The organism is Aminobacterium colombiense DSM 12261 (genome assembly GCF_000025885.1).
Lineage (GTDB): Bacteria > Synergistota > Synergistia > Synergistales > Aminobacteriaceae > Aminobacterium > Aminobacterium colombiense.
The window spans coordinates 559,009-583,371 of sequence record NC_014011.1 but is presented as its reverse complement, the minus strand read 5'-3'; the positions used below and the strand labels follow the sequence as shown (position 1 = coordinate 583,371).

Genomic DNA, 24,363 nt, shown 5'->3' with positions numbered 1-24,363 from the left:
GAATCATGGAAGAACGACTCAAAGCTATTCTGCTGAGAAAACCGGAGCTCATTGCAGATTTTCCGCCATGGATGCTGCCACGAGATGACATAAAGAGGATAAGGGCTACGGAGGATGTTGTCATCATTGAGGTCGCGGGACGAGATAGTTTCGCTGCTCTTTTTAAATACATGGAAAACCACTCTGTTAAAGGGGTTGTTCCCACCATCGCTTACACCGCGACAGAATATGGCGACTGGATAAGTTTATACGATAACCTTGATTATATGAAAGATCACCTTCGCTCATTATCGGTCCATATTTATTCTCCTGTATTTATGGGTTCACCAGCCCTTTGGAAAAGAGTTTGCGGCTCTATCACGGCTATATCCTTGGCTAAATTTGGTTTTTATACACCCTGTATAGGCTGCCACCTATATCTTCATGGGATCCGTATCCCCCTGGCCCTTCAGCTTGGAATAAAAACTGTTATAGCCGGAGAAAGAGAATCCCATGACAGTGCTATAAAAATAAATCAGATCAGTGTATCCCTTGATGGGTACATAGCTCTCTTTAAGCTTTTTGGTCTCTCCCTGGAGATGCCCCTCCGCCATATTAGTAAAGGCAGTGAGATCGAAAGCCTCCTTGGGATATCATGGGAGGGGGGACGACGTCAGCTAGATTGTGTACTTAGCGGAAATTATGTGGGAGAAAACGGATGCGTTGCCTACTCAGAAGAATCAATTCAAAAATATCTTAATGATTTCGCTGTTCCCCTTATGGAAGAATATATTCGAAAAGCTATAGCCTCACCGTTTTGAACGCGGAAAATCAAAGAACGTTCATAACGAGGTAATCCGAAAACGGCGCGCACTAAAAAAGGGAAACATCGTACGATGTTTCCCTTTCAAACCCAATATGGTGCGGAGGGGGAGACTCGAACTCCCACAGCCCAGAGGCCACAAGGTCCTTAGCCTTGCGCGTCTACCCGTTCCGCCACCCCCGCAGAACGACGGTTATTATAATGGGGCTTGCCCATTAAGTCAATACATAGAGATGCTAAAAACTTAGAATTCTCTTCTTTCTTTAATACGAGCAGCCTTACCACTGAGCTTTCTCAGATAGTACAGTTTAGCTCTACGTACCTTCCCAAGGCGTTTTACTTCGATCTTATCGATTGAAGGACAGTGGATTGGAAAAACTCTTTCAACGCCAACTCCATTTGAAATCTTTCTGACGGTAAAAGTTTCATTGACTCCGCCATGTTTCCTCGCTATTACAACACCTTCAAAAACCTGAATACGCTCACGAGCCCCTTCAGTAACTTTCACATGGACACGAACAGTGTCTCCTGAACGAAATTCTGGCACTTCGTTTTTCATATATTTCTTTTCAACCAGTTTAATGGCATCCATTGCTAACCCTCCTTACTCCATTACAAAAATCGTTTATCTCCACCCGAAAAACCTATCGAGAATCACTCCTACCGCAGTTCGAACAGAGAGATGGTTATAATCTTCCTTTCCCCCAGAAAGAGGCTGCAAAAGAACAGAACATCGTTCAGTGACTTCTTTGTGCAACCCGGAAGCCGTACCAAACACAAAAAGCACTGGTTTCTGGCTCTCCAGAAGAGTCCTTTTCATTTCCAGCCAGTGAATTGCCCCGGAACAAGCTCTAGCTGTGGTTCCAACAACTAGAGGCTCTTCGTGTTCTTTGCTTTTTATCCACTCAATAGCCTTATCAAGAGTTGGAACCGTTTTCATTGTCTTAAATGCTTCCGCTCTGCTCGGATTGAAAGATGCTCCATAGCCCTTCACCCAATGAGCGGCCATGGTTTTTGCGAGTTCCCGCTGACTTTTCAGAGGAGTAACCACTAAAAATTTACGTAGCCCATAAGTACGACAAGAACGACTAATATCCGAAAGATCAAGACCAGTGAGAGCCGCTGTCGTTTTTTGCCCATAATGGTCCATAACAGGATGGTGGACCAAAGCCAGATACACTCCTTTTTCAAGGTACGATGCTATGTTAGCTCGACTTAATAAATCAGGTCGCCTTCGCAATGTTCTCTGTACAGACTGCTGCTTACGCCATTTATCGATCTCTTTCTCGTTCCCTGAAATGAGTACGGGCGGTACCTGATCTCCTTCCCACAGTGCTGGTCTTGTATAGTGAGGAAAATCCAGCATACCCCTGAAAAAGGAATCTTCTTCTACTGCCCCGCCCCTTCCTACTACATTTGGGACAAGACGAGCCATAGCATCAATAATGGCCATCGCTGGTATTTCTCCCCCAGTTAACACATAGTCTCCAATGGAAACCTCAAGATCCACACACTTCCCTGCAAAGCGTTCATCGATGCCTTCATAATGGCCGCATATGATAATAACATGCTCCCTGCTCGCAAGGGACTCCACCATTTCTTGGGTAAGCATAGCCCCCTGAGGACTGGGATAGACTACAGTATCTACCCCCTGATGACCCTCTCGAGCCTTTTCCAGCGCCTTTGAAAGAGGTTCGGCCATGAGCACCATGCCATCGCCGCCGAAAGAATAATCATCGATCTGTCGATAATTTCCGAAGCCATACTCCCGGAGGTTAATCAAATTTACGTTGATCAAACCTGTTTCCACAGCCCGGCCAATGATGCTTGTAGAAAGAAAATCACGAAAAAACTCAGGAAATGCGGTAATTATAGTAACGCGCATTACTCCCACAATCCTTCGATCATCTCAACTTCCATAACGCGATTATCAATGTCCACCTTTTTTATAAACTCTGATACTGCGGGAATAAAATGCTCTTTTCCGTCATCTGAAATCACGGTGTAGATATCATTTTCCCCGGCAAAGAAAACGTTATGCACCATCCCTAGATAGCGGCCGCTCCCCTTTTCAAACACCTTCATACCGATTAAATCATCAATCCAGTATTCCCCTTCTTCCAAAGAATACCGTTCTTCAGATGTAATTTTGATCAAGCAGTCTTTCAGGCTTTCAGCACTTTTAGGCGTTTGAAGTTCACGGGTTTCGGCAACGATAATTCCTTTGCCATCCAGAAATTTCATATCTTGAACGGTGAGTACAGCCAGAGGTTTTTCATCTTCGCCATAAACCGCAAGGTTTTTCATCGTAAAAAAGCGCTGGGGAAAATCAGTGAGAGGAAAAATTTTAATACCCCCACGCAAACCATGCACTCCTACGATACGCCCAATTGTAACAAGGTTACGGTTTTCCATGGACCGTCACACCTCAATCTGCTTCAATATCCACTTCCACTCGTTCATTTTCTTTCACAGCAGCAGCTTTTGCCACTAAACGGATGGCATTGATCGTGGCGCCGCGTTTTCCAATCACCCGTCCCACATCTTCAGAAGCTACTTTGATCAAAACCATCACTATTCCCCGGTCATTCACTTCTGTGGTAATTTCTACCTGGTCTGGGATAGTAACAAGGTGATCGACAATGTATTTTACAAGTTCTTGGTAATTAGCCATCATTACTCAGCAGAGTTTTTCTCTGCAGCGAATTTCTCCCACACACCAGCCATCTTAAGGATGCCCCGAGCCGTGTCAGAGGGAGAAGCTCCATTTTTCAGCCAATAGAGAGCCTTTTCCTCGTCGATCTTAATGTCCGCGGGATCCACCATGGGATTATAGGTTCCCAGAAGCTCAATGAACCGTCCATCACGTGGTGATCTCGAATCGGCTACTACAAGCCGATAAAAAGGAGTTTTTTTGCGCCCGAACCGGGCTAAACGAATACGTACCGCCATTGAATGTGACACCTCCTGCTTTAATAAAAAATAGATCAATCTTTTATTTTCTTTCCTTGTTTAGATTAGAAAGGAAACCCTCCGCCTCCGAAAAGTCCTTTCGGAAGGCGAAAACCTTTTTTACCTTTGCCCATATACTTCCAAAGTTGTTTCATCTGGTCATACTGCTTGAGAAGCTGATTAACCATTTGCACAGTAGTTCCAGATCCTTCTGCAATACGCCGCCTTCGGCTCCCTTTGATAATTTGAGGATTGCGGCGTTCTTCCAGAGTCATAGATTGTATGATTGCTTTTGATTGTTTTAGCCGTTTCGGATCAAGTTCAGCATTTTTTAATTCTTTCATTTTTCCCATGCCGGGAAGCATGTCAATAACCTTATCAAGAGGCCCGAGCTTTTCTATCTGCTCGAATTGCAATAAAAGATCCTCCATGGTGAGTTTGTCTTTTTTAAGACTTTTCGTAATTTTCGCGACATCTTCCTGAGATGTCACTTGCTGAACTTTTTCAGCAAGTCCCATCACATCTCCCATGCCAATAATTCGCTGAGCCATCCGCTTGGCATCAAACAATTCAATGGCATCAATACCTTCTCCAACACCTGCAAACTTTATGGGAACCTGCGTTGTAGCTCTAATTGCCAATGCAGCTCCGCCTCGGGCATCACCATCTAATTTGCTTAAAACAACACCTGTTAAAGAAAGCTTTTCATGAAAACTTGTTGCCACTTTGACTGCTTCCTGCCCTGTCATAGCATCTACTACTAACAAGATCTCATGAGGATTTACAAGGTCTTTAAGCCTAGAAAGTTCCTCCATCAAATCTTCGTCCACATGAAGCCGTCCCGCAGTGTCAAAAATAATAACGTCATTCAAATGATCCTCTGCATAGGCAAGGGCTTCCTTAGCTACTTTGATAACATCCTGGGTTCCCCCTGAGGGGCCATAAAAAGCAACTTTACTCTGCTGTGCAAGTACTTTCAGCTGCTCTATGGCTGCAGGCCGACGAAGGTCGCAAGCTACGACCAACGGATTATGGGCATTTTGAATGCGCTTTGCTATTTTTACAGCTGATGTGGTTTTACCGCTTCCTTGCAAACCTACCATCATGCAAAGCGTGGGAGGCTTAGAAGAAATGATAAAGGGGACAACATCCTCCCCCATCAAACTTACAAGTTCCTCGTACACAATGGCGACAACCTGCTGACCCGGAGTAATAGAATCAAGAACTTCCTGGCCAATACAACGTCCCCGAATAGAGTCTACCAGTGACTTCACTACTTTGTAGTCTACATCAGCCTCGAGTAGGGCCCGGCGGACTTCTCTCAAAGCGGCATTAACATCTTCTTCTGATAGTTTACCTTTACCTTTTAGAGTATTAAAAACAGATTCTAGACGCTCTTTCAACGCTTCAAACATATACGAATCCCTCCTAGGAAAGGGGGTACTATTTATCCTGGCAACGCTCTTCCAAATCTTCTATTCGCTTTTCAAGATTCTTTATCCGTTCGTGCAGTTTAAGAAGAGCTTCAAGTTCTTCCAGCCTGCTTTTCGCCCTGGATATAAGGTCAAAAGCAGCTTGCCTTGTAGTATCTAAACGTTCAGCGGTTTCTGTAATGGAAAGATCTGAAAACTCATGATGTTCATAAGCATTACGCTGTTTCTCTGTCAAAAGAGCTCCGTATAGATCATAAAGCTGGTTTAGATAAATTCGATCTTCAAGAAGATCTTCTTCTCTCATGGCAGAATCAAACCTCCTCTTAAAGCAGAGTGATTATACGCTCCTTCAAAAAGAGTGTCAAGGACAAAACCTTTACATCATGTCTGGACAATTTCCATCTTTCTTGTAATGATAGACACGTTTATCATAGCCCCTATAGGGCATAACAAGGAGGCAAAAATATGACGAATAAAAAAGATCCATTTGCTGCAGCACAGACTGCCAGCAATCGACAACTAGGTGTCAATGTCGTTAAAAACCTCACGTCCAAGGGATTTGAAGCTATTTATGTAGACACGGGAGAACAGGCTTTAGAAGAAGTATTAAAACTTATACCCCAAAATGCTACCGTGGGTATTCCCGGCAGTGTAACCATCCGACAAATTGGAGCTATCGAAAAACTCCAAGAACGTGGTTGCACTATTGCTCAGCATTGGGACCCCACTTTAAGTCCAGAGCAAAAAAAAGAAGTTCTGAAAAAAGAATTCCTTTCAGATTATTTTCTTACAAGCTCAAATGCATTAACGGAAGAAGGCATGCTTGTTAATATTGATGGCACTGGTAATCGTGTCAGCGCTATGGCATGGGGAACTAATATACTGATCTTTGTCGTTGGAATTAACAAGATTGCGCGGGATGTTGACAGCGCCCTTGCCCGCATTCGAGATAAGGCGACACCTCCGAACGCCATCCGCCTGAATATTGATACTCCATGTTCCCATGTCGGCCACTGTGTGGATTGCAACAGCGCCACTCGAGTTTGCAGGGCAATTCTTATTCTTGAACGCCCCACCACGGGACGCGAAACCCACGTAATCGTTGTAGGAGAAAATCTTGGATACTAAATCATCGCCAATGCACTCTTCCCATTTCTCGTATAAGTCTGTCAGTTTTAAGGAGGAGATGATCTAATGCCCAAAAGAGGGAAGATTGCTCTGGTAATTGCTGGAGGGCAAATAGGGTTGAAGACAGAAGAGGACTCTGGACACCAGCCCTTCTTAAGTGGCGAAACCATGCTTTCGTGGCTTCCAGAGGACATGTCGCAAGATGTTTTCCTTGTAGATTGGAGCCATCAGCCAAGTAGCCACTACTCTATTCGTATGACAACAGATCTTATTCAAATATTGAATAAGCTAATAATAGAAGGTGTGGACGGCATTGTTGTTTCAAGCGGCACTGACACCCTTGAAGAAATGGCCTATTTAACAGATCTATTCTGGGCCTACCCCCAACCTGTCATCTTCACGGCAGCAACACTTCCTTTTGATGTCCCGGGTACGGATGCTATTATTAACTTAACCCAGGCTATGTATGCTGCCTCATCCCAAAAATGCTGGGGGTTAGGTGTTCTAGTGTGCTTACAGGACCAGTTGTTTGCAGCCTCTGAAATAACGGAGGAAACAAACCATCGCAGAAGCGCTTTTGTATCACCTGACAGAGGCCCGCTTGGCGAGATAATTGGTCAAGACATACAGATATTAAGAATTCACAAACGCAGCAAAGTGCTTGAAGGAGATCATGTTCCTGCCAGAAATGTGGAGTTGATATACGCTAATCTTGGAGGAGGAGAGCTTCTTATCAAACTCTTATCAGAAGCAAAAGATAGAGATCTCGATGGACTCGTTATCGCAGGTTTCGGAGATGGTACTATTTCTCCATCATGGATCCCCTTTTTAAGGAAGATCATCAGGGACGGCATCCCGGTTGTCATTTCCTCTCGCTGTTTTATGGGACGTACACGGCGGTTTTTTAACTTTGAAGGGAGCCTCAACAAACTTCTTGAGCTAGGGGTGTACGACGGAGGGAATCTAAGACCCCTTCAAGCGAGGTTAAAACTTTCCGCTGGCCTCGGAGCAGGCCTTAAAGGCTCAGAGCTTCAAAAATTTCTCTACTCGCAATAAACTAGAAGAGCTGGGCAGCTCTTCTAGTAATACAGCCCAGCTCTTCTTGATACTTTTTATATCGTATTGAAGAACGTCATATGTCATTTTCACAGCACTTGCAAAATGAATTGCTTCTCTAGGATTGAGAACCCTATCTCTGCCTGCATTAGCCAAACTCATGCCAAGAAAAACCCAAAAAGGCAACATTAACATACTACTGCTACCGCCTTTTGCTGCAACATTAAGAAAACCTGCAACAACACCTGCTAATAACACAAGAAATATGTTAAACCATATTATATGAAACCCTCATGTTGTAATACGAAAAATAATATTTTAAAAATATCGACTTTTCGTGATACAATATTTCAAAAGATCATTTCCCACCGGGAGGTGTAGAAATGAAGTATGCAGCCACTGACGAAATGATTGTTTTACGGCTCACCCATGGGGAAGACATCCATAATTCCATCAGTTTCGTCTGCAAAGAACGGGATGTTGACTCTGCAGTTGTTGTTTCAGCAGCAGGCATGGTAACAAATGTTACTTTTGGATGGTTCAATGGCAAAGAATATGAGAAAGCCACCTATAACAACGTTATGGAACTCTTGGCCCTTAACGGTAACGTAAGTTACAAACACGAAGGGATCTACCCCCATTTACACGCTGTTTTCAGCCGCCCCGACCACACATGCCTAGGTGGACATATTCTTCAGGCTCTCGTCCATCACAATGTAGAAATATGCATCATTCCGCTCAAAACAATTTATTTGAACCGTGAATTTGACGAGTGGTTCGAGGCTTTAGCTCCCGAAACAAGGTTATAACCTATCGTTCTTTTTTAATGTCGGCCTTTCGCCCTTCCGTAAGAATTTGAAGTCTTTCAGGGGATATGGGAAAAAAGGCGTGGTCAGTTCCAGCTGCAGCCCAAACTGTTTCATACCGGAAAAGGTCCTCATCAAGAACTGCGGGGATCTTTTCCGGATATCCTACAGGGGGGACCCCTCCAATTTTATAGCCCGAATAGCCATAGACAAAATCAGGTGAAGCCATTTTTGTCTTTTTAGCTCCAAAAACCTGCTTTACCTTTTTTAAGTCTACTCTGTTAGGGCCTGACATGAGGGCTAGGACGGGTTTTTCATCTACAAGAAGGAGAAGGGTCTTTAGTATATGTTCAGCAGGAGCCCCTACAGCAAGAGCTGCGTCATCCACTGTGAAAATAGTCTGGCAGCTTATGGTAATATTTACATCATATCCATTTTCACGAAGAAAAGCCGTTACGTTAGCTACAGGATCAAAAACCAACTCAGTCGACACGAGTTACACCTCCAATTATTTGTAGCACCCTTTCGCGCAAAAAATCTATCAGCACTTTCATGGCACGGGTGGAAACTGTCCCATAAGTAATGTAAAAAAATCGTTTTAATGCCGGGGAAAATGGAATTGTAACAAGGTGTGTGTTTTTGCCCACCGCCAGTCTGGAAACAATGCCACCTTCCCCTCCAGATTCTACAGCATTTACAACAGCAGAAACATGGCCAAAGCTCAAGCCGACCTCCTTCTCCACCCCAAAATGCTCTTTATAGGCATCTTCCCATATCCTGCGAGTGGCGGAACCGGGAACTCGGCCAATGAGATCAAGATCTTCCACATCTTTCATGGTCACTGCTCTGCGATTGGCCAGTGGATGGTCAGGAGAAACGATAAGAACAAGTTCATCTTCACAGAGGGGGTAAGATTCAAGACCAGAGGTATTGCGGCTAAAACCCGTCACCGCAATATCTGTATCTTTGGTTACCAGTCTTTCCAAGGCTTCTCTGGAATCTGAAATATAGACCTCCACATTTACGTAAGGGTATTGACGGCGAAAATCTACGAGTATTGACGGCAAAACGAAATCGCCAGGTATTGAACTCGCACTTATGGTCACCGTACCGGCCACCTCAGAAGAAACATTGGTCACTTCTCGTTTTATATCATTGAGAGAAGAAACAACTTTTTTGGCGAAATCATAAAGAATTTCCCCTTCTACAGTAAGCTTAGAGCACTTCTGACCCCGCACAAAAATCTTTATGCCCATTTCTTCTTCAAGACGGGCAATATGCTTGCTTACGGCAGGTTGAGAAATACCAAGGGATGCTGCAGCTCCAGAAATGCTTCCTTTTTCGAGTACTTCCACCAGACTTTCGAGCTGTCGAAAATCCACGTCTGTAATCCCCTTTCCATTGTCTTAATTCTATAACAAATCACTTTACATCTTTATTTTTACCCTTCCTGTAGTATCATTCAGCAGGTAGAATCAGTCAAGAGAGGGTTTCTCTTACATGATGTACGATTTGTAATCATTCTTTTTATGATATAAATTATACGACAATGATTCTGAATGGAGGTTTCTATTTTATGAGTTTAGGGATACGTATCAAAACATTGCGGAAAGCCGCACGTTTAACCCAACAGGCCCTTGCGGATAAAACCGATGTAAGCCGGATTTACATTCAAGCCCTTGAAAGTAACAGGAGGCTTCCTTCTATGAAGCTTCTTTCAAAATTAGCGCAAGCCCTTGATGTGGAAATTACAGATTTGGTAAAAGGAACTCCTTCAGATGAATCTGGGCGAATCCACCTCGAAGAACTCCTCGAAAATCATGGGGGTGGGGGAATTTGGTATAAGAGCCATTGTTTTTCAAAAAATGAACTTTGCTTTCTTCTGCAGCTTATAGAAACAACCGTTTCTTTTTGGCAAAATGAAAACAAAGAGAATTTAGACAAGTAGTGATAAAGAAAAGATGAAAAGGCGAGCCGTCTTCCTCCCTATGAGAAACTGCCCTCATCGGTGTATCTATTGTGATCAGAGGGCTATTACTGGAGAATATCAACCACCTTCGCCTCACGAGGTGGTAACTATGCTATCCACACTTTTGGAACCAGTAGAGCTCTGTTATTTTGGGGGAAGTTTTACGTGCCAGCCAGAAAGGCTGCAGGAAGAATATCTAGCAGCAATAGTTGCTGCGCCTTCAGGAAGTTCTGTTCGCTTCTCGACTCACCCTCTCTGTATTTCTAGAGATACTGTAGAAAGGCTAAAGAAATTTCCTATCTCTATGGTAGAGCTTGGAATTTCATCCCTTGACGACCATGTGCTATCACTTTGTAACAGAGGGTATAGTGAAAAAGATGGATTAAAAGCCCTTAAACTCCTCCTTGATCAGGGGTTTTCCGTCGCCGCCCAAATGATGGTCGGACTCCCTACGCAAAACTTGAAGAGCAGTCTTGAAGATCTTTTTAAGCTTGCGGAACTAAAGGGACCGCGTAGTATAACCTTGCGTTTCTACCCATGTCTAGTCTTAAGAAATACTATGCTGGAAAACTTGTTACTAAGTGGTCAATACACTCCCCTCTCAGTTTCTGAAGCAGCCCATTGGGTCGGAACCCTTCTCTATTATGCCAAAAATCTGGGGTTCTCTGTGCAACGAGTTGGCCTGCAACAAACGGAAAGCTTAGAAAGATCAGTTTCGGCAGGACCGCATCATCCTTCATTTGGCGAATTGGCCAAAAGTGTAGCCTTTGTTTTAAGGCTTACTGGCATAAGCTCTAAAGGCCCATGGATTATATTTCAGAAAGATGTTTCCTTACTTACTGGACATAACTGTTGGGGACTTTCTTTTTTATCTGAAATGACAGGACAATCACCTGAAAAACTAAAAGCTCAAATCGTAATTTGGGAAAACACCAACTAACTTTTGTTTATTATTGACGTTAGTTGCATCTTGAAATAAACTTAAGTACACTAACTATGTAAAGAGTATTACGTTTTGATGGAGGTGTTTGATCATGTCTGATCAGGAATTCCTTGATCTCTTAAGACATAAGATGGAGGGAATGCCTAATAAGGCGAGACGGGTTGTAGAATATATTCTTGCCAATTCTAGAGAAGCAGCCTTTTTATCCATCGGAGAAGTAGCAGAAAAGCTTGACGTATCAAAAGCGCAGCTTGTTCGTGTAGCAAGAATGCTTGGATTCGATGGGTATGCTGCATTGAAAGACACTCTTAAAAAAACTGTTTTGCAGCAAGTCAATCCCTCTGCCATGCTTTCAAAAATTATGAAAGACCACAAAAATCTTCCAGAAGAAATATATCGCCTGGAGCATGCGAACATCGATGACACCTGGAACCAGATTCAGGCTGACAACGCCGCAGTTTTTTGCGCCATGCTGCAGAAAGCAAAAACCATTTTCTGCATAGGCTGGGGAATATCTGCCCTCGTAGCTGAATCTCTTTACACTCGCCTGCTGGAACTAGGTTTGAAGGGCGTACTTCTGAAAAGAGGTTCTCTAGCTCTCATCGAACAAGCTCGAGCCATAGAAAAAGGTGATCTTGTTATAGTTTGCGAATTGCCAAGCTACGTTATAGAGGTTACAAATTCGATCAAACTAGCAGCAGAACGGGGGGCCAACATCATCACTATTACAGATAGTCCAGCTGCTCCAATCTGCAAGTTCGCTGATCTCTCGTTCTTTGTGAGCGATATGAGCCCTACCTTTGGGAGTTCTCTTATTGGCCCCCTTTTCCTTATACACATTCTCTCGTCTATCCTGGCTGTCAATATGGGAGAAGAGGCAAAAAAAGCACTAGAAAAACAAGCACAGGGACTTCATGACGAAAAGGTTTACCATCCTACCTACGATCTGCGGTATTAAAGAAACTAGAGTCAGGGTTTGATAAGAAGCTCGTCCCCCGGCTGAAGAATTCGAACTTCCGTATCGCCAGTAATGAGAGGTGCAAGTTCTTCAGGATTTGCTTTAATAAGGTCAAAAGTGTTGTAATGCATAGGGACAACGAGAGAGGGTTGAATAATATTTGCAGCTTTCGCAGCATCTTTAACGTTCATTACAAAATTCCCTCCAATAGGCAGAAGAGCCACATGGATATGTTCGTCTTTTAAAAGTTGCATTTCCACAGACAGCCCTGTGTCCCCTGCATGATAGATTTTACAGCCTTGAATTTCGATGAGAAAGCCACAGGGACTCCCTCCGGGTATAACATTTCCATTTTCGTCTGTTATGCCAGATCCGTGAAGAGCCGGAGTCATTTTCACCTGGCCAAAGGGAAATGCGAAAGAACCGCCAATATGCATGGCATGGCACGCAACGCCTTTATTACCAAGATACTGAGAAATTTCAAAATTTGTAATCACTGTAGCCTTTGTGCGCTTGTGAATTTCTACAGTATCCCCCAGATGATCTCCATGACCGTGGGTAACAAAAATGTAATCTACGTTAGTGAAGGCATCTATTGTGTCAACGGCAAGAGGGTTCCCCGTTATAAAAGGGTCAATTAAAAGCTGGAACTCTTCTGTCTTGATGAGAAATGCGGCATGCCCTACGTAATGAATACGAACCATAGTTTTCATCTCCTTTCTTTGTTTAAAAAGGCCGGATCGCTCCGGCCTTTTAGTATGCTATTCCTGGTCTTCTTCGGCCAGACTATCGATATGGAGTTCGTCCAGCTGCTCCTGACTTACAAAAGAAGGAGCTCCAGACATTAAGCACTGGGCCTTCTGGGTTTTGGGAAATGCCATTACATCGCGAATAGATGAGGCTCCGCAAAGAAGCATTACAAGGCGGTCCACACCAAAGGCAATGCCGCCATGAGGCGGCGTACCTGAGCTCAAGGCATCGAGAAGGAAACCAAAACGTTTTCTGGCTTCTTCTCTGCTAAATGCCAGGCATTGAAACACCTTTTCCTGTATTTCAGGATCATGTATTCTGATAGACCCTCCTCCTATTTCATTCCCGTTAAGAACACAGTCGTAGGCTCGTGACCTGACCTTTTGAGGCTCGCTATCAAGAAAAGGAAGGTCTTCAATTACAGGAGACGTAAATGGGTGATGCACTGCAACCCATCTATTTTCTTCTTCATCTCTCTCGAAAAGAGGAAAATGTACAACCCAAAGGAATTCCCATTTATCCCTATCCATAAGATTATGTTCTTTTGCGAGATCCAGGCGAAGCTGTCCCAGTATTTGGCTTGCTACAGATCGGTTCAGGTCGCCTAATACAAAAAATGCATCACCCTCATGCAACGCGGCCTTCTCTACAAGGCGCTGCCGCTGTTCCTCTGAAAGAAACTTTACAAGAGGGCCTTTCAGACAACCCTCTTTAAACTGGAAGCACGCAAGTCCGCTTGCGCCAAGTTTTTTTGCCTTTTCCTCAACAAGTGAAACTTCCTTCCGAGAAAGGGATGCGCCACCGGGCAAGGGCAAGCCCCTTACGTACCCGCCTTTGGCTAAAAGATCCTTAAATGGTGCAAAGTCACTTTCTTTAAAGATATAAGCGACATCATGTATTTCAAAAGGGATGCGCAAATCTGGTTTGTCACTGCCAAAACGATCCATAGCTTCCCAATAGTCCATTTTTCTAAAAGGAGTAGGAATGTCAACTTGAGCTATCTCCCTAAAGAGACCAGCCATAAACTCCTCAACCAGGGCATAAATATCTTCCTCTGTGATAAAGCTCATTTCCATATCAATCTGAGTAAATTCCGGCTGCCTGTCAGCACGGAGGTCTTCATCTCTAAAGCATTTCACTATCTGGTAATACCGATCAAAACCACTGACCATCAGAATTTGTTTAAAGATTTGCGGCGACTGAGGCAAAGCGTAGAAAGTGCCAGGGTTTACACGGCTCGGAACAAGATAGTCTCTGGCTCCTTCCGGTGTAGATTTTGTCAACATGGGGGTCTCTATATCGACAAAATCGTAACGGGCAAGAAAATCACGGGTAAATCTGATTATCTGGTTACGAATTCGGAGATTGCGCTGCATTTTATCCCGTCTCAAATCGAGATAACGATAGCGCAACCTTAAATTTTCATCCACTTTATTGGTAGCATCGGAAACTTCAAAAGGCAAAGGAGCTGCTGGGGAAAGCAACATAAAGTCCTCAGCTACAACTTCTATTTCGCCTGTCTTCATAGAGAGATTTACTGTTCCTTCTGGTCGTTTCCGAACCTTACCGTGAACCGAAATAACAAATTCGCTCCGCAAAGACTTCGCTCGTTCATGCACTTCGGGAACAAGCTCAGGATTGATCACAACTTGTGTAACTCCTGTATAATCCCAAAGCTCTATGAAGATAAGTCCTCCGAGGTCTCTGCGACGGCGAACCCATCCATTCAAAACAACTTTATTGTCTTCTTGATCAAGAGAAAGTTCTCCACACCGTACAGTACGTTTCCAGGATACATCAAAATGTTCCGACCTGCTCATTCTATAACCTCCACAACAGATGGCAAACTCGCTTTATTATTATAAATTGCTTTTTATGTAGTTAAGGACGGCTGTTCTTTCAACCTCTACTTGTTCGCCAGTCTTGAGGTTCTTAACGTTGACCACACCATTAGCCAACTCGTTCCCACCAAGAATACAGGCAAAAACCGCTCCCGAAGCATCGGCTGATTTAAATTGAGCTTTCATCCCTCGCTCCATATAATCCATGTCTGTTGAAATATTTGCCTGCCTAAGCTCTGCCACCAGCTTCTGCAATTCCTCGCGAGAAGCTTCGTCCAGGCCAATGGCATATACATCCAAATCTGGGCTAGGTCCAAAAGAACAGTTTTGCTCTTCCATAACGAGCACTATCCGCTCAAGACCAGTGGCAAAACCAACGCTTGGAGTGAAAGGACCGCCAATTGTCTCTGCTAAATTGTCGTAACGACCGCCGCCACACACGGCATTCTGAGCGCCAAGAGCTCCAGACAAAACCTCATAAGCCGTTTTTGTGTAATAATCAAGACCGCGAACAAGGCGTTTGTCTATATGATAATGAGCCCCAATTCTGCTTAATCCCTCTTGTACCTTATCGAAATGGCAACGGCAATCATCGCAAAGGCTCGTGTAGATATCCGGGGCCCCATCCGTAATTTCTTTACACTCAGGATTCTTGCAATCGAGAATTCGGAGAGGATTCCTTTCAAAGCGACTCTGACATGTTTTACAAAGCTCTTCATACCGTGGCTTAAAATACTCTTTGAGCTTCTCTTTATACGCTGGCCGACACTCAGGACACCCCACAGAATTGATCACCACTTCAAGATTCTGAAGGCCAAGACGCCGATATAGTTCAAGAGAAAGAGCAATAACCTCCACATCTACCATGGGATTCTTTGTCCCAAGGCTCTCAAAATCCAGCTGCCAAAATTGACGATATCGCCCCTTCTGGGGACGCTCGTAGCGGAACATGGGGCCTGCGCACCACAATTTCACCGGTTGCGCATGGCTGTTCAGCTTGTTCTCTAAATAACAGCGAACCATTGATGCTGTCGCTTCTGGCCGAAGGGTGAGACTGCGACCACCTCGATCTTCAAAAGTATACATCTCTTTTTCCACAACATCCGTTGTTTCACCGATACCGCGAGAGAAAAGCTCTGTGTGCTCAAAAACAGGCAAATGGACCTCGGAATAGCCAAAGTTTTTTGCCACTTCCGCTGCAATTTTCAGCACATAGGACCATTTCCAGGATTCTTCAGGGAGAATATCCCTCACACCTCGCGGTGCCTTAATATCTGCCATAAAACTCCCTCCCATTGATATGAGGAACAATTTACGAGAAACATAACACATATATAGATGCCTATAACAAGCATTCTATCTTTTTATACATTATGCAGGTAAGTATAAACATTTGCGACGAAATTCTCCAGTGGGAAATTGAGAGGACATAAAAGAAAAGCGCAACGGTGAAAATACCGTTACGCCTGCCTGTTCCCTTACGGCAAAAACGTCTAATTTCTAACGAGACTCAAGCTGAAACTTGATAGCCGTTCTTTCTTCGTCATCAATCTCGATCTTGGCAAAAGCAGGAATACACACAAGATCAATTCCATTGGGAGCCACATATCCCCGTGCTATGGCAATTGACTTCACGGACTGGTTTACAGCACCAGCCCCAACTGCCTGGACCTCAACTGCCCCTTTTTCCCGAAGAACTGCTGCGATAGCTCCAGCGACGGATTTGGGTTGCGACTTTGCAGAGACTTTGAGCACTTCCATGAAATTCGACCTCCCTTGAATAGCGCCGCAAGTAATAAAAAACAGGAACTTTTATAGATCAATGTGTTTCGCTCTCTGAAACAAGTTAAGTATAGTAGGTTCATTAGTCATTTGACAAGTGTTTTGCAAAGCAAACTTCAAAAATAACACTTTTAATTCGTTAAAGTTGACCCTATAACCCAAACTTTCTCTTCAAAAGCCTGTTTTGATCTACAAATCGCGGATAGGACAGTGGGTGAATGGTCCCATTATCTGGATCAATAAGATGCATCGAAAGCAACCCATTTAAATATACTTCTCCGCCACCTTGCTCTGGCATGAATTGATTATGTCCAAATAAATTCAGCGCCCCCGGCGAGATAGGAAGCCCTTCAAAATGATGACTCACGTTTAACGAAACGCCACACACATTAAAAGAGCCGCTCTTGTTTACAATAAGACTCTTATGAAACACCTGCCTTGCCGCGTCTTCATTGTCATGATTCCCTATTATAACAATTACGTCTCTTTTTCTTCCTCCTTCCAGTATCTGGGCAAGAGGTCGAAGCCTTTTAATGTAATGTTGCAACCTATTAGGCTGGATAGCAAGCTTTATTTCATCAACAAGGTCACCTGTATGAATCACTGCTAAAGGCTCAAGCAGGTTAATCAATTTCTTAAGACACGGATAAAAGGAAGACGGCGTATCCGATATATGCAAAACAGCACGCCCTCTCATCTCAATTAAGCTGTCAGGTATATAAAGCATGTCCAATGTCTTATAGATTAATTCTTTCCAAGATTCCATAACGAATCACCTCTAAATTATTTTCAATTTTACCATTTTTTCATCAAATGCGTAAACAAAAAAACATGGTACTATACTTAAGAGTGAAAGATTAACCTAGGAGGGTTCATAGTACATGGTTCAGCAGAAGCTCAACCTCGTTTTAGCTATTTCTACAGAAATGAAAATTTCCTCCGCCCAAATTGAGGCCGTATTCTCCCTTCTTGATGAAGGATGCACAATACCATTTATTGCCAGATATCGAAAAGAGGCCACAGGCAGCCTTGACGAAGTTTCTATTGCCCGCATTCGAGACAGGCGGGAAGAGCTTTTAGAGCTGGAGAAGCGCAGACTGGCCATTTTAAAATCTTTGGAAGATCGGGAAATTCTTACCGATGAACTTGCACAAGCAATAAATGGGGCAGCAAATCTTACAACTTTAGAAGATACATACCTTCCCTATCGCCCTAAAAGGAAGACAAGGGCGAGCATGGCTCTGGAAAAGGGTCTCGCCCTCTTAGCGGAAAACATTATGGCCCAGGACGGCTGTAATCCTCGCCATGAGGCTAAAGCCTTCATCGATGTTGAGAAAGGGGTAGAGAGCATAGAAGAAGCTCTTAAAGGCGCATTGGATATTATTGCCGAGAGGGTAAGTGAAAACAGTGAGGCTCGCAATGTATGCCGCAGGATATTTGCAAGACATAGCTATATTACGTCTGCTCTTGTTTCTGAAAAGGAGAATGAGGCGGCAAAATATAAAGACTACTTCAGTTGGAAAGAGCGAGCGATAGAGGCCCCGTCCCATCGAATTTTAGCTCTTTTCAGAGGAGAAAATGAGGGCATGCTTTCTCTTAAAATCCAGCCAGACGAAATGTTGTGTCTCTCAGCTCTAAAAAAGCTTTTTATAAAGACAAAGGGAGAAGAAGCCGATCTCTTTGAAGAAGCTATTACTGACGGTTATAAGCGACTTCTTTCCCCATCCATGGAAACAGAATTAAGAAACGCATTGAAAAAAAGAGCAGATGAAGAAGCTATCTCTGTCTTTGCCCAAAACATCCGCGAAATCCTTATGACACCGCCACTTGGATATAAAAACATACTTGCTGTTGATCCAGGTTTTAGAACAGGATGTAAAGTTGTCTGCCTAAACAGACAAGGAAGCCTTATATTTACAGACACTATTTACCCTCACCCACCTATAAACAGACAGGAAGAGTCAGCTAAAAAGATTCGCGAGACAGTAAATAAGTTTTCTATAGAAGCGATTGCTATAGGAAATGGAACGGCGGGAAGGGAAACAGAAACCTTTATAAAAACACTTAACCTCCCTCAGAATATAATTACCACTATGGTCAACGAAAGCGGAGCTTCTGTCTATTCAGCATCAGAAATAGCGCGCAAAGAATTTCCTGACCATGACGTGACTGTACGGGGAGCTGTTTCTATAGGACGCCGCCTTATGGATCCTCTGGCAGAGCTTATTAAAATAGATCCCAGATCTCTTGGTGTGGGGCAATATCAGCACGATGTTGACCAAAAAGCCTTGAAACGCGCCCTTGATGATGCAGTGATGAGTTGTGTTAATGCTGTAGGGGTTGATATTAATACTGCCAGCCGAGAGTTGTTAACTTTTGTATCAGGAGTTGGTCCCCAACTTGCAGCCAATATAGTAAAATACAGAGAAGAGAACGGTCTTTTTAATACTCGCAACGATCTTAAAAAGGTCCCCCGCCTGGGGCCCAAATCTTTTCAGCAATGCGCTGGTTTTTTACGCATTCAAGGAGGAGTTAACCCACTGGACAGCAGCGCCGTTCACCCGGAAAACTATGCTCTGGTAAAAAACATGGCGTCAGATCTGAACACTACCGTTAAAGAACTTATGGGAAAAGCCGAAATACGCCAGCGCATTGACATTACTCGATACGTTAAAGGAGAGATAGGCCTTCCCACATTAAAGGACATAATGGAAGAACTAGAAAAACCGGGACGGGATCCACGCTGTATTTTCGAAGAATTTTCTTTTGTTGATGGGATTACAGATATATCTCACTTAAAAAAAGGGATGGTGCTTCCTGGAATTATTACTAATGTCACAGCCTTTGGAGCTTTTGTTGACATTGGAGTACATCAGGACGGGCTCGTACATATCAGCGCTCTTTCAGATAAATATATTTCATCTCCTCATGCTGTGGTTTCGCCAGGACAACAAGTAAAAGTAATAGTGATGGACATAGACATGGATAGGAAAAGGATCTCTCTTTCAATGAAAACAAGCGATCTGGAAGAAAAATAGCAAACCGGGGGATGCCATGGGAACGAGAAGGCGCATCATACTAAAAATATTTTTATTTATTATAGCGGGGTTGCTTATACTCCGCCCCAAAGATGTGTTTTCTTACGAACCTAAAGTTCCCCTTCTTATTCTTTTTTCCTACGACGAAAATAATAAGAGAACAGAATCTATTTCTCAGGGTATTTTATCCTCTTTGCAAAAAGCTGACGTGCGGACTGAGCCCTTCATAGAATACCTAGATGTTCAACGTCTACCCGATCACACAATAAATAGATCGTTACAAGAACTTTATTTTATGAAATATTTTCCCTCACATCTCAGGGTCATTATTTGTGAGGGAGATCATGCCTTCCGTTTTTTAGTTCGTCAGGGGGCAACTGTTTTTCCCACCGTTCCTGTTGTTTTCACTGGAGTTAGCGATGTCTCCATATTGCCCAACTCGCTGCGAAAACGTTTTACAGGTACAGTGCAGGCCGCTCCTTATAAAAAAATGGTTGAAATGATGACACGCCTCCATCCAGCTCTTCAGAAAATAGTCGTCATAGGAGACACGTCCCTGACAGGAATCCAAAACATCAGCCAACTCTTGAACATAGCAAAAGAAAGAAAAGACTACGTAGAGATAATCTTGCTAACCTCTTTCCCCCAGCAAGAAGTTAGCTCGTTTTTAGAATTGCAGGAACCTAGAAATACAGTTATACTCCTTACCTCCGCTCTATCTACCTCTGATGGATATTATCTAAGTCTCCCAGACACTATAAAAAGCATTCATCGTTCTGGAGATTTTGCCATATATACCAATGTTGCAGAGGCAGTGGAACTCGATGGCATAATCGGAGGGGCAATCTATGCTGGAGAGCGACTTGGAAACATTGCTGCTGAAATAGCATTAGACATAATAAAGGGAACACCACCTGAAAAGATCCCTTTTAACGAAAACGAACCTGTCCAATGGGTGTTTAATTATCACGAACTCAAAAAACACGGCATTTTAATGGAAAGACTACCTGCTGGAAGCCGCGTTATGGAAGACCCTTACAAAGATGTGAGGGAGAATTTTCGTTTTATTATAACAAACGTTGCGGTGATCACAGTTCTTTTAGCATTAAGTATTTTGCTTCTGATTAAACTATACCGACGCCGCCAGATAAACAACGCTCTAAAGAGGGAGCAGAATTATCTCGGAGGTCTTATGGAAGGAGCCCCTGAAGGAATAATAGCGCTAGATGAGATGGGCCGCATTTTACGAGCTAATAACGAGTTCTGCCGCATGTTTGGTTATTCTAAGCACGAAGTGAAAGGTGCGGATCTCAATAAGATCATTTGCCTATCGAAAGGCCAATGTGAAGATGGCAAGTCTCTTTTGAAAAAAGCCCTGTCCTATCCCATAAAAGATATTTCTCGATATCGCAACAAAAGCGACGGCACATCTTTAGCCGTGTCTATCAGCGGCTTCCCTGTTATGTTCACAGGAAAGAAAAAGGAAGCTTTTCTTCTTTTCAGGGATATAACCCGTCAAAAAGCCCAACAAAATGCCTTAGCCCAAAGATTTCATTTTGAAGCCCTGCTCTCCGCTGTGTCATCACGTCTTGTTTTCTCCAGCCCTTTTGAAAACACCTTAAAGGATGTTCTCCATGAAATTGGGACAAGGCTTGGACTTCTTGGGTGCGCCCTATATACCTCTCAAAAGGACAATCCCGAATTTAACTTGAAAAGCATGTGGCAATCTACAGACTTCGAATCAATTGAATTGCTAAAAGAGTCTCTCTCATTTTCCACCGAATTATTGCAACAAGATCTTTTAGTGAACCTTGAGCCTTTGACCATAGAAAAGGGCAATAATGCTGATGAAAAAATAAAGGTGACTTTCTTGCCTTTCTCTGCAGGATTTAATAAGCCCGGGGTTCTTCTTCTGGCCCAAAGGAAGTCTTCTACCCCACAGCAACTTATTAATGATGCCAGCCTCAAGATACTGGCAGAAACAATAGGACGAGCCTTTGAACGCAAGCAACAGCAAGAAGATCTTTTAAGAACCATTCAACAATTAGAACAAACATTTCATTCCACTATTTCAACAATTGGGCGGGTTATAGAGATGAAGGACCATTCAACTTACGGCCATCAGAACAGGGTCGCTCAGCTTTGTCTAGCTATAGCAAAAAAAATGAAGCTCTCAGACTCAGCAAGAGAAGCCGTATACAATACAGCCCTCGTTCACGATCTGGGAAAGCTCTATATTCCTTCAGAGATACTAATTAAACCACAGTCTCTTTCGGCCATAGAATACAACATCGTCAAGCAACATTCTCGTTTTGGATATGAAGTTCTGCGAAATGTGCATTTCCCATGGCCTGTGGCAGAAATAGTGTTACAACATCATGAACGCATTGATGGGACTGGTTATCCCAAGGGGTTAAAAAGCAGGGAAATTTTACAGGAAGCCAAAATCTTAGCTGTTGCGGATGTGGTGGAAGCAATGGTTTCTCCGCGACCTTACCGACCTGCGTATTCTATTGAAGAAGCCCTGGAAGAAATAAAAAAAGGGGCCGGCACTGCTTTTGACCCCTCTATCGTCACGTGTTGTGTTCATCTTTTCGAAAAAAATGAGTTTACTTTTCGTATTGACTAAAAATAATTAAAGTTTATTATAGGCTGCTTTCGCTTTGAAGGGGATGGATTTTTCTATAATTTCCATCCACTGCATATCGTGAAAGTTTACGCCAGCGGAAAAAATTTCGTGCCCGCCCATATCGTAATGCCGGGCAGCATATATGGCATAGGTATTATCTGTGCTATGAAATACATAGTCATATTCAGTGAAATAGAGTCTTTCGGCCTTGGCTTCATCAACTTCTGCCTCTGAGACAAGAGCTTGGGCCATCTTTTTTTTCTCCTGGGCTACTGCATAATAAACACGCAATGTAACCACGGGCATCCCCTCTACCTCATCAACCTTGACCATGTACCACCTAAGCTTGTTTTCGTCCGCTCCAAGGTCAACCCGAACATCTCTCGCCTCCGCCAAAAGAGGCTGAGCCATGAAAAGAATGCTGCCAACAAAGAGTATCCCTAGTAAAAAGAACCTTTTTTTAAATAGCGACACTTTCACCCCTCCTTTCTTTTACTCAATGCCGTTTAAGTTTATAATCTTGAAATGTTAAGGGAAACAAAGCAACAGTATTTATTATGTTGTAAGCCAGCTTTTTATTCTTATCTTTATATATTACTCATCAATAAAGCTAAATTCATTCTCTCTAAAAAGCTTCACGCAAGAATCTACCACAGTTTCATCTAGAGCAACACCTTTCAGTTTCTCTATCTCATCAAGAGCTGCATCGATGCCTAAAGCTGGACGATATGGACGATGGGAAGTCATGGCTTCAACGATGTCCGCCACACTAATGATCTTGGCAGGCAGTAAAATTTTGTCACTCTTCAAACCTCTGGGATATCCCGACCCATCAATGCGTTCATGATGCTGATGCACAATTTCAGCCAGAGGCCATGAAAGATCGATACGGCTCAAAATGGCGAAACCAATTTCTGAATGGGTCTGTACAAGTTCAAACTCTGCATCTGTCAGAGGCCCCGGTTTACTTAAGAGTTCCGATGGTATTTCCACCCTTCCAATATCATGGACAAGGGCCGCTTTTTCCAGGTTGTGAACCTCTTCTTTTTTTAGACCAAGTTTCACTGCTATGGCACAAGATAAAGAGGCCACCCTTTTCTGATGTCCCATTGCAAAAGGGTCTTTCATTTCAGTAGTAATAGCCATAACCTCAATAGTTTGATCCCATGCCCGACTCATTTTGTGATAATTCAGGGACAGAGCTATTTCAGCTTCTTTGCGAGTTGTAACATTTTTTACAGCGCACTGGTAGTAAAGGGCTCGCCCATAGTCGTCTCTCAATACAGATGCCATTTCATTTACCCAGATAATATCGCCTTTACCAGTTAGAATTCGATATTCAAGTTCGTACTCTTCACGTCCGGCTTCTTCATAAAATCGAACCTGACGAATTATTTTTTCCCTGTCTTCCTCATAAATAATGCCAAGATAAGAATTCTCATTTCTTACCAATAATTCTGAGGTATAGCCCCATCGACTAACATTCTCTGAAGCATAAATAATAGGCCAGCCCTCATCAGCCTTCAAACGGAAAAAAACTACTGGGCTTTCTTTTACCACAGCAGAAGCATAAAGAAGCTGTTTTTCTCTCTCATTCTTCTGAGTTAAATCATAAAAAACAACATATATGCTTGCAACCTTTGAATTAAACAGAATGGGGAAAACAACTACACGACAAAGGAAAGTCGTTTCATCTTTCCTCATACACTGAACTTCAGAAAGCTCTATTTTTTCTCCTTTTTGAAGTTCTAAAATTGCCTGTTTCGCTCTATTTCGGGAATGGGGGGGGAATGCTATATCTATGATAGATTTTCCTATAATCTCTTCTTCTTTTAAAGCGAATAACCTTTCAAAATAGGAATTGACCCTACACACATTTCCTGAAGGATCGACCAACACGGCCACATCTAGCGCATTATCGAATAAATACTGTAAATGCACCTTGTCTAAATCTTGTTTTATTTCCATTATTTTACTTCTTTCTCTAAATACCTTGCTGTCCATGACCAAGTTACGGTGGGATTCATTTTTATCTCCTTCTCTCGTGTATATTTAGGAGCGCCATCAAATATGCGTCAATCAGAAGAGCAAATTCTTGAGCATAGACTTTTTATTTATTTTTTTAAGTATACCATCACCCAAAAACAATAACTAGGAAATTCAACGAATTTTCATTTAGAAAGCCTTGTGAACTAGAGTTTATGAGGCTTTTATATCAAAATATGCTAACATCCAGCCAACCAATAATGGCACTCATCTGGGCAAAAAAAGAGGGG

At 43.1% G+C, this 24,363-nt stretch carries 26 protein-coding genes and 1 tRNA gene; 9 read left to right on the top strand and 18 right to left on the bottom strand.

The annotated features are described in order from the left end of the window. Positions 1-5: 5 nt before the first annotated feature. On the top strand, positions 6-800 hold the full coding sequence (locus tag AMICO_RS02785; RefSeq protein ID WP_013047959.1) for a hypothetical protein: 795 nt from the start codon (positions 6-8) through the stop codon (positions 798-800). A 98-nt stretch (positions 801-898) separates the two neighbouring features. Here AMICO_RS02785 and AMICO_RS02780 read toward each other — a convergent pair. From AMICO_RS02780 to AMICO_RS02745, 8 genes are all read right to left on the bottom strand, one after another. Beyond that, positions 899-985, bottom strand: a tRNA-Leu gene (locus AMICO_RS02780). Between the two features lie 61 nt (positions 986-1,046). Continuing rightward, positions 1,047-1,394, bottom strand: a complete 348-nt coding sequence (rplS, locus tag AMICO_RS02775; protein ID WP_013047958.1) for a 50S ribosomal protein L19 — start codon at positions 1,392-1,394, stop codon at positions 1,047-1,049. Between the two features lie 33 nt (positions 1,395-1,427). Beyond that, positions 1,428-2,687 carry a tRNA (guanosine(37)-N1)-methyltransferase TrmD gene (trmD, locus tag AMICO_RS02770; protein ID WP_013047957.1) on the bottom strand — a complete coding sequence of 420 codons (1,260 nt, stop codon included), beginning with the start codon at positions 2,685-2,687 and terminating at the stop codon, positions 1,428-1,430. Further along, positions 2,687-3,217 (bottom strand): ribosome maturation factor RimM, encoded by a 531-nt coding sequence (gene rimM, locus AMICO_RS02765; RefSeq protein ID WP_013047956.1) that lies wholly within the window; start codon positions 3,215-3,217, stop codon positions 2,687-2,689. Before rimM ends, trmD begins: the two co-directional genes overlap by 1 nt. Positions 3,218-3,230: 13 nt before the next feature. Then, positions 3,231-3,476: a KH domain-containing protein gene (locus AMICO_RS02760; protein WP_041459500.1), complete on the bottom strand. Its 246-nt coding sequence runs from the start codon at positions 3,474-3,476 to the stop codon at positions 3,231-3,233. Between the two features lie 2 nt (positions 3,477-3,478). Further along, positions 3,479-3,754 (bottom strand): 30S ribosomal protein S16, encoded by a 276-nt coding sequence (rpsP, locus tag AMICO_RS02755; protein ID WP_013047954.1) that lies wholly within the window; start codon positions 3,752-3,754, stop codon positions 3,479-3,481. A 65-nt stretch (positions 3,755-3,819) separates the two neighbouring features. Next, positions 3,820-5,169, bottom strand: a complete 1,350-nt coding sequence (gene ffh, locus AMICO_RS02750) for a signal recognition particle protein (protein ID WP_013047953.1) — start codon at positions 5,167-5,169, stop codon at positions 3,820-3,822. 28 nt (positions 5,170-5,197) lie between these two features. Beyond that, complete coding sequence (locus AMICO_RS02745) at positions 5,198-5,491, bottom strand: sigma factor-like helix-turn-helix DNA-binding protein (RefSeq protein WP_013047952.1); 294 nt, start codon at positions 5,489-5,491, stop codon at positions 5,198-5,200. 161 nt (positions 5,492-5,652) lie between these two features. Between AMICO_RS02745 and AMICO_RS02740 the strand changes: the two genes are divergently transcribed. Both AMICO_RS02740 and AMICO_RS02735 read left to right on the top strand, forming a co-directional pair. Next, entirely contained in the window at positions 5,653-6,315 is a 663-nt protein-coding gene (locus tag AMICO_RS02740) for a lactate utilization protein (RefSeq protein WP_013047951.1), read from the top strand. Positions 6,316-6,381: 66 nt separating this feature from the next. After that, positions 6,382-7,371, top strand: a complete 990-nt coding sequence (locus AMICO_RS02735; RefSeq protein WP_013047950.1) for an asparaginase — start codon at positions 6,382-6,384, stop codon at positions 7,369-7,371. On the opposite strand, the gene AMICO_RS10150 is transcribed toward AMICO_RS02735, so the two are convergent. Continuing rightward, complete coding sequence (locus AMICO_RS10150) at positions 7,339-7,629, bottom strand: hypothetical protein (protein WP_169302794.1); 291 nt, start codon at positions 7,627-7,629, stop codon at positions 7,339-7,341. The two genes, AMICO_RS02735 and AMICO_RS10150, sit on opposite strands and share 33 nt — an antisense overlap. Positions 7,630-7,754: 125 nt before the next feature. Here AMICO_RS10150 and AMICO_RS02725 point away from each other — a divergent pair, with 125 nt between their 5' ends. Continuing rightward, positions 7,755-8,180, top strand: coding sequence for a PPC domain-containing DNA-binding protein (locus AMICO_RS02725; RefSeq protein WP_013047948.1), 426 nt, complete (start codon positions 7,755-7,757; stop codon positions 8,178-8,180). 1 nt (position 8,181) lies between these two features. Here the strand turns inward: AMICO_RS02725 and AMICO_RS02720 are convergent, their stop codons facing one another. Then, positions 8,182-8,670 (bottom strand): YbaK/EbsC family protein, encoded by a 489-nt coding sequence (locus tag AMICO_RS02720; RefSeq protein ID WP_013047947.1) that lies wholly within the window; start codon positions 8,668-8,670, stop codon positions 8,182-8,184. Then, positions 8,660-9,559, bottom strand: coding sequence for a LysR substrate-binding domain-containing protein (locus AMICO_RS02715; RefSeq protein ID WP_013047946.1), 900 nt, complete (start codon positions 9,557-9,559; stop codon positions 8,660-8,662). The genes AMICO_RS02720 and AMICO_RS02715 overlap by 11 nt, the downstream gene beginning before the upstream one ends. A gap of 194 nt (positions 9,560-9,753) precedes the next feature. Between AMICO_RS02715 and AMICO_RS02710 the strand changes: the two genes are divergently transcribed. The 3 genes from AMICO_RS02710 (at position 9,754) to AMICO_RS02700 (ending at position 12,047) form a co-directional block, all read left to right on the top strand. Next, on the top strand, positions 9,754-10,125 hold the full coding sequence (locus AMICO_RS02710) for a helix-turn-helix domain-containing protein (RefSeq protein ID WP_013047945.1): 372 nt from the start codon (positions 9,754-9,756) through the stop codon (positions 10,123-10,125). 13 nt (positions 10,126-10,138) lie between these two features. Continuing rightward, positions 10,139-11,086 (top strand): radical SAM protein, encoded by a 948-nt coding sequence (locus tag AMICO_RS02705; protein WP_013047944.1) that lies wholly within the window; start codon positions 10,139-10,141, stop codon positions 11,084-11,086. A 94-nt stretch (positions 11,087-11,180) separates the two neighbouring features. Then, positions 11,181-12,047: a MurR/RpiR family transcriptional regulator gene (locus AMICO_RS02700; RefSeq protein ID WP_013047943.1), complete on the top strand. Its 867-nt coding sequence runs from the start codon at positions 11,181-11,183 to the stop codon at positions 12,045-12,047. Positions 12,048-12,058: 11 nt separating this feature from the next. Here the strand turns inward: AMICO_RS02700 and AMICO_RS02695 are convergent, their stop codons facing one another. From AMICO_RS02695 to AMICO_RS02675, 5 genes are all read right to left on the bottom strand, one after another. Next, positions 12,059-12,751 (bottom strand): metal-dependent hydrolase, encoded by a 693-nt coding sequence (locus AMICO_RS02695; protein ID WP_013047942.1) that lies wholly within the window; start codon positions 12,749-12,751, stop codon positions 12,059-12,061. A 57-nt stretch (positions 12,752-12,808) separates the two neighbouring features. Beyond that, a complete protein-coding gene (gene aspS, locus AMICO_RS02690) occupies positions 12,809-14,617 on the bottom strand; it encodes an aspartate--tRNA ligase (RefSeq protein WP_013047941.1) in 1,809 nt (602 codons plus the stop codon). A 39-nt stretch (positions 14,618-14,656) separates the two neighbouring features. Beyond that, positions 14,657-15,919, bottom strand: coding sequence for a histidine--tRNA ligase (gene hisS / locus AMICO_RS02685; protein ID WP_013047940.1), 1,263 nt, complete (start codon positions 15,917-15,919; stop codon positions 14,657-14,659). Positions 15,920-16,138: 219 nt separating this feature from the next. Further along, on the bottom strand, positions 16,139-16,399 hold the full coding sequence (locus AMICO_RS02680) for a stage V sporulation protein S (RefSeq protein ID WP_013047939.1): 261 nt from the start codon (positions 16,397-16,399) through the stop codon (positions 16,139-16,141). Between the two features lie 172 nt (positions 16,400-16,571). Continuing rightward, the gene (locus AMICO_RS02675; protein WP_013047938.1) at positions 16,572-17,186 is read right to left on the bottom strand and encodes a metallophosphoesterase family protein; all 615 of its coding nucleotides are present in this window, start codon (positions 17,184-17,186) and stop codon (positions 16,572-16,574) included. 115 nt (positions 17,187-17,301) lie between these two features. On the opposite strand from AMICO_RS02675, the gene AMICO_RS02670 reads away from it, so the two are divergent. Next, a complete protein-coding gene (locus AMICO_RS02670; RefSeq protein WP_013047937.1) occupies positions 17,302-19,458 on the top strand; it encodes a Tex family protein in 2,157 nt (718 codons plus the stop codon). Positions 19,459-19,474: 16 nt separating this feature from the next. Beyond that, complete coding sequence (locus AMICO_RS09835) at positions 19,475-22,087, top strand: ABC transporter substrate binding protein (protein WP_013047936.1); 2,613 nt, start codon at positions 19,475-19,477, stop codon at positions 22,085-22,087. 6 nt (positions 22,088-22,093) lie between these two features. Here AMICO_RS09835 and AMICO_RS02660 read toward each other — a convergent pair whose 3' ends face one another. Beyond that, positions 22,094-22,561, bottom strand: coding sequence for a hypothetical protein (locus AMICO_RS02660; protein WP_013047935.1), 468 nt, complete (start codon positions 22,559-22,561; stop codon positions 22,094-22,096). A gap of 120 nt (positions 22,562-22,681) precedes the next feature. Next, on the bottom strand, positions 22,682-24,091 hold the full coding sequence (locus AMICO_RS09830) for an HD domain-containing phosphohydrolase (RefSeq protein ID WP_052292793.1): 1,410 nt from the start codon (positions 24,089-24,091) through the stop codon (positions 22,682-22,684). Positions 24,092-24,363 lie beyond the last annotated feature (272 nt).

Excerpts from the sequence above, each read along its gene's own strand:
- AMICO_RS02785 (WP_013047959.1), top strand. The coding sequence starts at position 6 with ATGGAAGAACGACTCAAAGCTATTCTGCTGAGAAAACCGGAGCTCATT.
- rplS (WP_013047958.1), bottom strand. The coding sequence starts at position 1,394 with ATGGATGCCATTAAACTGGTTGAAAAGAAATATATGAAAAACGAAGTG.
- trmD (WP_013047957.1), bottom strand. The coding sequence starts at position 2,687 with ATGCGCGTTACTATAATTACCGCATTTCCTGAGTTTTTTCGTGATTTT.
- rimM (WP_013047956.1), bottom strand. The coding sequence starts at position 3,217 with ATGGAAAACCGTAACCTTGTTACAATTGGGCGTATCGTAGGAGTGCAT.
- AMICO_RS02760 (WP_041459500.1), bottom strand. The coding sequence starts at position 3,476 with ATGGCTAATTACCAAGAACTTGTAAAATACATTGTCGATCACCTTGTT.
- rpsP (WP_013047954.1), bottom strand. The coding sequence starts at position 3,754 with ATGGCGGTACGTATTCGTTTAGCCCGGTTCGGGCGCAAAAAAACTCCT.
- ffh (WP_013047953.1), bottom strand. The coding sequence starts at position 5,169 with ATGTTTGAAGCGTTGAAAGAGCGTCTAGAATCTGTTTTTAATACTCTA.
- AMICO_RS02745 (WP_013047952.1), bottom strand. The coding sequence starts at position 5,491 with ATGAGAGAAGAAGATCTTCTTGAAGATCGAATTTATCTAAACCAGCTT.
- AMICO_RS02740 (WP_013047951.1), top strand. The coding sequence starts at position 5,653 with ATGACGAATAAAAAAGATCCATTTGCTGCAGCACAGACTGCCAGCAAT.
- AMICO_RS02735 (WP_013047950.1), top strand. The coding sequence starts at position 6,382 with ATGCCCAAAAGAGGGAAGATTGCTCTGGTAATTGCTGGAGGGCAAATA.
- AMICO_RS02725 (WP_013047948.1), top strand. The coding sequence starts at position 7,755 with ATGAAGTATGCAGCCACTGACGAAATGATTGTTTTACGGCTCACCCAT.
- AMICO_RS02710 (WP_013047945.1), top strand. The coding sequence starts at position 9,754 with ATGAGTTTAGGGATACGTATCAAAACATTGCGGAAAGCCGCACGTTTA.
- AMICO_RS02705 (WP_013047944.1), top strand. The coding sequence starts at position 10,139 with ATGAAAAGGCGAGCCGTCTTCCTCCCTATGAGAAACTGCCCTCATCGG.
- AMICO_RS02700 (WP_013047943.1), top strand. The coding sequence starts at position 11,181 with ATGTCTGATCAGGAATTCCTTGATCTCTTAAGACATAAGATGGAGGGA.
- AMICO_RS02695 (WP_013047942.1), bottom strand. The coding sequence starts at position 12,751 with ATGGTTCGTATTCATTACGTAGGGCATGCCGCATTTCTCATCAAGACA.
- aspS (WP_013047941.1), bottom strand. The coding sequence starts at position 14,617 with ATGAGCAGGTCGGAACATTTTGATGTATCCTGGAAACGTACTGTACGG.
- hisS (WP_013047940.1), bottom strand. The coding sequence starts at position 15,919 with ATGGCAGATATTAAGGCACCGCGAGGTGTGAGGGATATTCTCCCTGAA.
- AMICO_RS02680 (WP_013047939.1), bottom strand. The coding sequence starts at position 16,399 with ATGGAAGTGCTCAAAGTCTCTGCAAAGTCGCAACCCAAATCCGTCGCT.
- AMICO_RS02675 (WP_013047938.1), bottom strand. The coding sequence starts at position 17,186 with ATGGAATCTTGGAAAGAATTAATCTATAAGACATTGGACATGCTTTAT.
- AMICO_RS02670 (WP_013047937.1), top strand. The coding sequence starts at position 17,302 with ATGGTTCAGCAGAAGCTCAACCTCGTTTTAGCTATTTCTACAGAAATG.
- AMICO_RS09835 (WP_013047936.1), top strand. The coding sequence starts at position 19,475 with ATGGGAACGAGAAGGCGCATCATACTAAAAATATTTTTATTTATTATA.
- AMICO_RS09830 (WP_052292793.1), bottom strand. The coding sequence starts at position 24,091 with ATGGACAGCAAGGTATTTAGAGAAAGAAGTAAAATAATGGAAATAAAA.